The 9,437-nt window shown below is 75.2% G+C and carries 2 protein-coding genes; both read right to left on the bottom strand.

Translation table 11 applies throughout. The features are described 5' to 3' along the window. Window positions 1-7,765: two-partner secretion domain-containing protein (locus AC1Q7O_RS15190; RefSeq protein WP_492662717.1), on the bottom strand; the 7,765-nt coding region annotated here is incomplete at its 3' end. A 9-nt stretch (window positions 7,766-7,774) separates the two neighbouring features. Next, on the bottom strand, window positions 7,775-9,424 hold the full coding sequence (locus AC1Q7O_RS15185; RefSeq protein ID WP_492657935.1) for a ShlB/FhaC/HecB family hemolysin secretion/activation protein: 1,650 nt from the start codon (window positions 9,422-9,424) through the stop codon (window positions 7,775-7,777). Between the last annotated feature and the right edge of the window lie 13 nt (window positions 9,425-9,437).

Raw genomic sequence — 9,437 nt, 5'->3', positions numbered from 1 at the left:
GTGTGGGTACCGGCGTCGGAGCGGGCGGCGTCGGCACCGGTGCCGGCGGGTTGGGCACGGGGGTGGGTGTCGGCGCGGGTGGCTCGGGCGTGGGGGCCGGTGCAGGCGGCGTCGGCGTGGGCGTGGGCGCGGGCGCTGGGGGCGTCGGCGTCAGCGGCGGTGAGGGCGGCTGGGTGTTGCCCGTGCTCGGGCCATTGCCGGTGGACGGGTTCGTGGGGGCAGGCCCAGGCGTGGGCACCGGCGCGGGCGGCGTCGGGGTGGGCGAGGGGGCCGGCGGTGTGGGTACCGGCGTCGGAGCGGGCGGCGTCGGCACCGGTGCCGGCGGGTTGGGCACGGGGGTGGGTGTCGGCGCGGGCGGCTCGGGCGTCGGGGCTGGAGCGGGCGGCGTCGGTGTGGGCGATGGCGCCGGCGGCGTGGGCGTGAGCGGCGGCGACGGCGGCTGGGTGTTGCCCGTGCTGGGGCCGTTGCCGGTGGACGGGTTGGTCGGGTTCGTCGGCGATGGCGCGGGGGGCGTCGGCGTCAGCGGCGGTGTGGGCGGCCGCGTGTTGCCCGTGCTGGGGCCATTGCCGGTGGACGGATCGGTGGGCGCAGGCCCCGGCGTCGGCACGGGGGCCGGTGCGGGAGGCGGTGTCGGCGTGGGTGCCGGCGCCGGGGGCGTCGGGGTGGGCGCTGGCGCCGGCGGAGTCGGCGTGGGGGCCGGGGCGGGCGGCGTCGGGGTGGGCGACGGCGCCGGCGGTGTGGGCACGGGCGTTGGCGCGGGTGTGGGAGCGGGCGTGGGCGCCGGCACCAGGCCGTCGACGAGTTCGCTGACACCGCCGTAGACCTTGACGGCCTCGATGTCCACGCTGCCCACCTGCTCGAGTTGGCTTTGCAGCGGCGCGATCTTCACGTCCTGGCCGTCGCGCATGGCACGCAGCGACAGCTCGCCGCCGCCCAGGTCCACGCTGCCGCCCTGCAGCTTGATCCAGCCATCGCGGCTGTTCAGCGCGAGGCGGGGCGCGTCGGTGTCGCTGCCTGCGCCGGCGCTGCGGGCGACGAGGCGGGCGCCGTCGGCGATGACGACATCGCCGTCGACGTGCTGGCCGTCGACGAGGCGGCTGCCGGCGTTGAGCTGGATCTGCCCGCCGCGGGTGCCGCTGGCCAGCGCGATGAGCTCGCCGGCAACGGTCAGGTTGCCCGCGTCGCTGCTCAGTTCGAGCGCGTGCGCCGTGAGGCGGGCACCGCTGGGCAGCGTCTGGTCACCGCTGCGGTTGCGCACGGCGATCTGCTGCTCGAACGCGCGGTTGCCGGCGGCGGTGATGGCGCCGGCCAGCTCGCGCAGGTCCACGGCGGTCTTGCTGTCCAGACTGAGGCTGGCGGCGGTAACGGCGGCGGTGGACGCGCTGGCGCTGAGCGTGCCGCCCAGCACCAGGCTGCCTTGCGGCGCGGCCAGGCTCAGGCGGCCGGCATCGCCGCCGCCGACGCCGGCGACGTCCAGCGTCGCGCCGGTGGCCAGCGTGACGTTGCCGGTCTGGCTGGTCGCGGCGAGGCTGCCGGCAGCGAGGTCCGTGCGCACGGCCTGGCTGCCGCTGCCCAGCGTCTCGCTGCGGCCGGCCACGCTGAGGCGGCCTGACTCGATGCGGAGCTCGCCCGTGGCGTTCAGCGCCAGGCGGCCGGCGGGCAGGTCGATGTCGGTGGCGACGCGCAGCATCTGCGCGTTCAGCGTCAGCTGGCCGGCGCTGCCGTGGGCGGCCTCGGCCGTGGCGGGTGTGCTGGCGCGCGTGAGTTCCAGCCCGCCCTGCACGGTCCAGGTGCTGCTGGCCGGTGTGCCGCTGGCGGCGTGCAGCGCGCTGGTCTCGGCCCGCACGCTGCCGCTGGCGGTGACCGTGCTGCTGCCGGCCAGCGCCAGGCCGTCGGGCGCGCGCAGCGTGGTCTGCGCGGCGCTCCAGCCCTGTGCGCCGGGGCCGATCTGCAGCGTGCCGGCGGCGTCCAGCATGAGCCGGCCGGCGGCGTCGGTCACCGTCGTGGCGGGCCGCCCGGTGGTGTTGGTGAGCACCAGGTGGCGGGCCTGGATGCGGGCCACGTCGGCCGCGGTGGCGGCGCGCAGCGCGGCGGTGTCCAGCGTCAGCCGCTGCAGCGTGGCGCTGCCGAAGTCGACGCTGCCGACGAGGTCCACGCCGCCGTAGCTGCGCAGCAGCAGCTCGCGGCTCTGGCCCAGCTGATCGAGCAGGTTCCGGCCCAGCAGCAGGCTGTTGTTGGCGAGCGGCTGCTGGCCGCCCAGCTGCAGGCGCGGCACGCCCAGCGCCAGCGTGGCGGCGCTGAGTTGCGCGCTGTCGGCGATGCCGGCCTGGGCGGTGGCGTCCAGCTGCAGCAGGCCGTCGGCGGCCAGTGCCGCGTTGCTGCGCAGCACCAGGCTGCCGGTGGCCTGCGTGGCGCCCTGGCGCAGCAGTTGGCTGCCCGTGTTGGCGCTGAGCAGCAGCGCGGCGCCGTCGCCGGTGACGGTGAAACTGGCGGCGGGCTGCGTGCCGGCGGTGCTCTTCAAGGTGGCGCCGACGCCGATGTCCAGCGTGTCGCGTGCCGCGAGCAGCAGCGTGGGCGCGCTGAGCTTCTGGCCAGCGGCGACGGTGAGCGTCTGCGCGGTCACGGTCAGCGCGCCGGGCTGGCGCAGGTCGGTGGGCACGGCGCCCAGCACGAGCTGGGCCACGCCGAGGCCGTTGAGCTGCGCAGCGTCCAGCTGCAGGCCGGCGCCGCTGCCGACGGTGATGTCGCTGGCGCCGAAGTAGGCGCTGCCGCCGCGCCCGCCGGTGCCGGCGGCGGCACGCAGCGCGCCGCGGATGTCGGCCTGCTGTGCGGCCACGACCAGCGCGCCGGCGTCGCGGTTCAGCGCCGGCGTGGCGGTGTCGTTGCGCACGGCCAGCGCGCCGAAGAAGGCGTCGGCGCCGGCCAGGCGGATCTCGCTGTAGCGCCGCGCCTGCGCCGGGGTCAGGACTTGCCAGTTGCTGCTCAGCGCGTCCAGCACCGTGGTGCCGGCCTGGCCCAGCCGGGCGCCGACGAGCAGCGTGCCGTCGTCGCGCGCAATGCTGCGGCCCTGCGCCAGCGCGGTGCCGGTGGCCGGGCGCACCAGCAGCGCGCCGGGCAGCAGCGCGAAGCGCGCCGGCAACAGCGTGTAGGCGCCGCGCAGCACGGTGCCGTCGGCCAGCGTGAGGCCGGTGCTGCCGAAGTTGATCTGCCGGCCCACGGCGGGCAGGCCCGGCAGCGAGGCGTCGGCCGCGCCGCTGCTCTGCACGCCGGGCACGATGGCGTAGCTGCCGTCGGCGGCGCTGAAGATGTCGGTGGAGCCGCCGGGCCCGGCGACGAACTGCCAGCCCAGCAGCTGGCCGCCGCCGCTGAGGTCCACCGTGGCGCCGGGCGCGATGCTGACGCTGGGCGACTCCAGCACCACGGCCTTGGCCGGTGTGGTGCTGCTGATGACGCCGGGCGCGCTGCCGGGAGCCTGCCAACGCTCGCCGTTCCAGGTGCCGAACAGGTAGCTGCGGCCGCCGGCGGTGACGGAGGTCTCGCTGCCGGCCAGCAGCTGCACCGACTCGCTGGCCTTCAGCGTCAGGCTGCCTTCGGGCGCGCGCAGCCGGCCGCCCTGCACGATGCTGGCGGCCTGCAGCGTGAGGCGCCCGCCGGCGCTCCAGGGCAGGTCGGGTGCGTCGCCGCCGGGCATGGCGATGTCGATGCGGCGGCCGCTGGCGTCCAGCGTGAACGCGGTGTCGGTGGCGGGGTAGATCTGGCGGGCGCTGAGCGACAGGTCGCCCGCCGTGGCCAGGCGGCCGTCGCCGGCCATGTTGGCGCTGGGCTTTTGCAGCAGCAGGTCACCGGCGCTGGCGAGCGTGAGCCGGGCCAGGCCCTGCGTGACGACGCGGCCGCTGACGTCCAGCCGTTCGCTGGCCTGCAGCGTCAGCGCGGCGTTGCCGGCGCTGGTGGCGGCGGGCTCGCGCTGCAGGCCGCTGCCGTAGTTCAGGCCGTCCTTGGTGTTGGCCCAGCTCAGCAGCGGCGCGGCGAGTTGCGCGGTGGCCGCGCCGGCAGACGGCGTGACCGTCAGTGCCTCGGCGTCCAGCGTCAGCGCGCGGGCCAGCTGCAGCGACACGCCGCCCTCGACGGCCAGCTTCTCGCGGGCGCTCAGCTTGACGTCGGTGACGCCCGAGCGCGCCACCCACGGTGCGTCCACGCGCGCCAGCAGGTTGGCGCCGGCGGCGCCCGGCAGGTCTTGCGGCCGCAGCGCGCCGCTGAGGGCGCCGTCGGTGGCGGCCAGCGTCAGGGCCAGCACCGGCGGCGCCTGGTTCTCGATGGCGTAGCCGGCGCCCAGCGTGACCTGCAGCCGGCCGCCGTGCTGGCCGGTGCCGGCCTGCGCGTCCAGCGCGCCTTCCAGCAGCATCAGGCCGTTGCCCTGCACGGCCAGGCTGCCGGCCGCGCTGCCGACGAGCTGGCGCGTGACACGGTCGCCGCCGTCGGCGCGCTCGCGCACGTCCAGCAGGCCCGAGGCGCCGGCGATGTTCAGCCGCGCGCCCTGTTGCACGACGAGGCTGGTGGCCAGCGCGAGGTTGGAGCCCGCCGCGTTGAGGGCGATGCTGCCGCCGGCCAGCACGCGGCCGGTCAGCAGCCCGTCGGTGCCGGCTTGCAGCTGGCGCAGGCCGGCCACGTCGATCAGCGCCGTGCTGCCCACCCACAGCCAGCGGGCCTGGCTGGCCAGCGCGCCGCCGCCGAGGCCGAGGTTGACCTGGCCGCCCGGCGCGAGGAGGTGGCCGTCCATGCGCAGCTGGTGGCGCGCGGAGAGGTCGAGGCGGGCCGTCGGGTCCAGCGAGACGGTGGCGCCGGCGGCGATGCCGAGCTGGCCTTGCGGCTTGTCGGCCGCGTAGCCGCCGGAGGCCAGGCTGAGGTTGACGGGGCGGGCGTAGCCGGTCAGCGGTGCGGCCAGCGTCAGCGTGTCGCGCCAGTGCGTGCTGCCGCTGGCCTGCAGCCGGCTGGCGGCCGTGGCCTGCCAGAGCTGCGTGCGCGGCGCCAGCGTGGTGCCGGCGTCGACGAACAGTGACTCGCGGCCCTCGAAGGCGAAGCTCTGGAAGCCGCCGCGGTCCAGGAAGTCGGCGCCCAGCCGCAGCGTGCCGGCGGCGTCGGGCGTGGCCGGCGCGGCGCCGAAGCGCAGCGCCGTGGCCGTCAGGCCGAGGCTGCCGCCCTGCGTCAGTGAATAGGCGCGCAGCTCGGCGCCCAGCGTCAGCGTGTGCGGCGTGTCGGTGGCCGCCGTGCTGGGCCCTGCGGCCAGCGTGAGGCTGCCCGCCGCGCCGCCGCTGATGGCCTGGCTGGTGGTGACGAGTGCGCCGCCGGACACGTCCAGCACGCTGCCCGCGCCCAGGGTCAGGTCGCCGCCGGCCTGCAGCGTCAGGCTGCCGCCCTTGGTGGCCGCGGCGGGTGCCGAGGCGGCCAGCAACGGGTCCAGCGCGGCGTTGATCCAGGCGCCGGCAACGTCCAGCTGCGCGCCCGGGGCCACCGTCACGTTGCCGTTGGGGCTGCGCAGCGTGACCCGGCCGCCGGCGGTGTGCACCGAGCCGGCGACGTCCACGTTGCCGCGCTCGGACTGCAGCTGCAGCGTGCCGAGAGCCGGCAGATCCAGGTCGCCGCCCAGCCGCACGTCGCCCACCGCGGTGATGCTGACCGAGCCGAAGCCCGCGCCACGCAGCGTGCGCAGCGACAGCGCGGACACATCGGCCGTGAGGGTGTCGGCGGTGGTCAGCTCGAAGCGCCTGAGCACCGCACCGGCGTAGCTGCCCGAGCCGAACTCGGCGTTGTGCACCAGCGCGCCGATGGCGAGCTGGCTGGCGGCGGCCAGCGCGTCCTGCCCCAGCCGCTGGCGCGTGCCGGTGACCGTGCCGCCGCTCAACTGGCCGGCCAGCGACACGGTGGGCGCGATCAGCGTCAGCTTGCCGCCGGCCTGGCCGTCCACGTAGCCGCTCTCCAGCCGCTGCGGGCTGACGCTGCCGTAGCTGACCACCGGGCCCCAGCGGTCGTAGCGCGCCTTGGACGTGCCGGCGTTGGTGATGGCGGTGTAGACGAGATCCTTGGGCGCGTTGTTCAGCGTGTAGGCCGCGCCGGTGCTGCTGTAGAGCTGCGTGGGCGACACGAACGCGTCGGTGTAGGTGACGCGGCCGCCGTCCACGCTGATGCGCGAGCCGGCCTGCGCGACGACGGCCTCGCCCGCCAGCAGCCGCAGGCTGCCGCCGCCGGCCAGGCGCTCGCTGGCGCTGCGCTGCAGACCGGCGCGGTAGCCGGCCAGGTCGCCGAGGATGGGCGAGGCCTGGCGGATGTCCAGCGTGACCTTGTTGCGGTACAGCAGCCCGTCCTTCTGCAGCGGCGCATCCTTCAGGTCGTTGCTGCCCAGCAGCTCGGTCGTCACGAAGTTGCGGGCGGCGCTGACGGTGGTGTCGGTGGTGCCGGCCAGATCGATGCTGGCGTTGCTGCCGATGACCACGCGGCCGGCCGTCGCGTTGAACTGGGTGCCGGTGACGAGGTCGGCGTTGTAGTCGGGCGTGTTCAGCGCGCGCACTTCGGCCACGGCGCCGGGCGCGGTGATGCGGCCTTGCACGTCGACGGTGCCGCCGCTCAGGTGCAGCCGCGAGCGCGTGAAGCTGGCGTTGTCGTCGCTGGTCAGCGGCTTGCCGTCGGCGCCGGTGTTGTCGGGCGTGATCTCGGTGACGCTGCCGGCGGCCAGGGTCAGCGTGCCGCTGACGGCGGCGCGCTTGTAGAACGGGTCGCTGGTGGTCTTGCCGGACTCGGCATCCCCCTGCGCCAGCAGCAGGATGGAGCCGTTCTGCGACACGCTGGTCGTCGCGCTGATGCGGCCCGCCTGGTTGACGGCCAGGCCCACCAGCGTCGCGTTGCCGCGCGGCACGCTGATGCTGCCGGTGTTCTCCACCGAGCCGGCGCCGCTCGCCAGGTCGCCCCGGCCCACTTCGACGAGCAGCCCGCGCAGCGCCGGCACGTTGGGGTTGGCCTCGGACGCGTACAGCGGCTCGGCGGTGGGCAGCTTGTAGAACACCTCGGCGCCCGCGCCCAGCACGACCTGGCCGCCCGGCGCGGTCAGCGTGCCGGCGTTCTCGACGCGCTTGGCGTACAGCTGGATGCGGCCGCCTTCGCCGGTCCTGATCTCGGCGCCGGGCTCGACGCGGATGAAGTTCTTCGCATCGACATAGTCGGCCGCCGTGCCGTCGTAGCGCAGCGCCGGTGCCGTGCCGGTGATGTTGGTGACGAAGCCGTTGGCGTAGTCGGCGTCCCTGGGCGCCAGCGTCGTGGCCAGCAGCGCACCCACGTCCACGCGGGCGTCCTTGCCGAACAGGATGCCGTTGCGGTTGTAGAGCAGGATCTCGCCGCCGTTGGTGGCCTTGAGCTGGCCGAAGATCAGGCTGGGGCTGACGCTGCCGATGCGGTTCAGCGCACTCGACCCCGGCAGCGCCATGTCGAACGTGACCGAGCTGGCCGCGCCGATGTCGAAGCTTTCCCACTTGTAGATGGCGCGCTGGCTGGTCTGGCCAATGGTCATGTCCTGACCGCCGCGGCTGTTGCCTGTCGTCACCGGTGCCACGGCGCCCGAGCCGTAGACACGCCAGCCAGCCGCCGGCAGCGGCACCCGGTTGACCGGCGGCGCCGCCACGGGCGCCTGCGCCAGCGCGGCCAAAGGCAGGCTGGCGGCGAGCGCGGCGACGAGCGGCGTCAGCAGCAGGGCGGTCTTGGGCGAGGCGGGCTTGGACATGGGGCTGCTTCAGAAACGCAGGGCGGCGCGCACGTGCACGCGCTCGGTGGGCAGGCTGCGGCCCGCAACATCGCGGTGGCGGCGCGCCCAGTCCAGCGCCAGGCTCAGGCCGGGCTGCAGGCCCAGCCGCACGCCCACGCCGGTGCCCAGCAGCGTGCTGCGGTGGGGCTGGCCGGGTTCGGGCTCGATGAGGGCCACGCGGGCGACGTCGCCGAAGCCGAACACCACCAGCTCGGTGAAGGGGGGCAGGTTGGCGCCGTCGAACGCCTTCAGCAGCGCCGGTGCGAGGTTGCGGCTGCGCAGCTCCAGCGAGGCCAGCACGCCGTAGTCGGCCGACGCGGCGGACTCGGCATAGCCGCGCACCGAGTCGGCCCCGCCGACGGCGAACTGCTCGGCGCTGACGAGCGGCTGGCTGGCGATCTGGCCGGCCACGCGCAGCGCCCATTCGGTGACGCCAATGCGCGTGCTGCCGCGCCAGTCCAGCTTCAGCGTCGTGAAGCCGCCGTCCGCGCCGCGGCGCTTGCAGGCGAACTGGTCGGCCACGCCGAAGCTGCCGTCGGCCAGCTGGCAGTCATTGCGCGTCTGCCGCCACACGGGGCGCAGGCCGAAGGTGGCGCTGGCGCTGAGCTGCTGCTGGCCCCACTCGCCCCACCAGCTGCCGTTGTAGGCCGCCTGCAGCGGCGCATAGCGCAGCGGCGAGCCGATGGTGCCGGCGCTGGTCTGCACGTCTTCGGTCAGGTCCTTCAGGTCGAAGCCGAGCGACAGCCCGTGGGCCGCGTTGCTGCCGACGCGGTTGACGCCGTAGCGCAGCCCCAGCGTCGTGCCCTTGCCCAGCACGCGCGTGCCGCCCAGGCTGTCGATATCGCTGCTGGAGTTGACGGCGCTGAAGCTCAGCGAATCACCGTCGCCCAGCGGCACGAGGTAGTTCAGCACCAGCACCTGCGACTGGCTGGGCCGCATCGGCGCGGTCAGCGCCGTCAGCGACAGCGAGTGGTCGCGCTGGAACAGGTTGTCGTAGTGAAGGTTGACGGCGGCGCGCAGCGCCTCGGTGCCGGCGGCGGCCGCGTTGTTCAATTCCAAGCTGCCGCCCAGCGGCAGCTTGTCGGTGACCTTGAGTTCGGCCTCCACGGTGCCGGGCTCGCGGCCCGGGCGCAGCACCGGCTGCACGCGCCGCTCGGGTGTCTGGCTGAGCGCGGCGACCTGCTGCTGCACGACGTTGAAGTTGGGCACCGTGCCCTCGGCCAGCTCGGTGGCGACGGCGCGGATGCGGCCCTGGTCGAAATAGCGCGAGCCGGTCACGTAGAGCCTGTCGACACGGCCTTCCAGCACCGCCAGCCGCACCACGCCGCCGTCGATGCGCTGCTCGGGCACGTCGACGAACACGGTCAGGTAGCCGGCGTTCTGGTACGCCTTCTCCAGCGCGGCGCGGGCGCCCTCGATGGCCGCCATGTCGCGCTTTTCGCCCATGAAGGGCATGACGGCGGCCTCCACCTGCGTGGCCTTGAGCCGGGTGTTGCCTTCGATCTCGAACTCGAGGATGTCGAACTGCAGCGCGGCCTGGGCGAAGGCCGGCAGGCCCTGGGCGAGCAGCGCCAGGGCGAAGGCAATCAGCAAAAAACAGCGCGCCCGCAACGGGGCGCGCGTCGATCCGGCTTCCATGAACTCAGTGTCC

Source organism: Roseateles sp. GW823-FHT07B05 (genome assembly GCF_058794515.1).
The sequence above is the reverse complement of the archived record's forward strand: the minus strand, read 5'-3'. Positions and strand labels throughout refer to the sequence as shown.

Bases quoted from the DNA above. Each gene is read 5' to 3' on its own strand.
- AC1Q7O_RS15185 (WP_492657935.1), bottom strand. From the start codon at position 9,424: ATGGAAGCCGGATCGACGCGCGCCCCGTTGCGGGCGCGCTGTTTTTTG.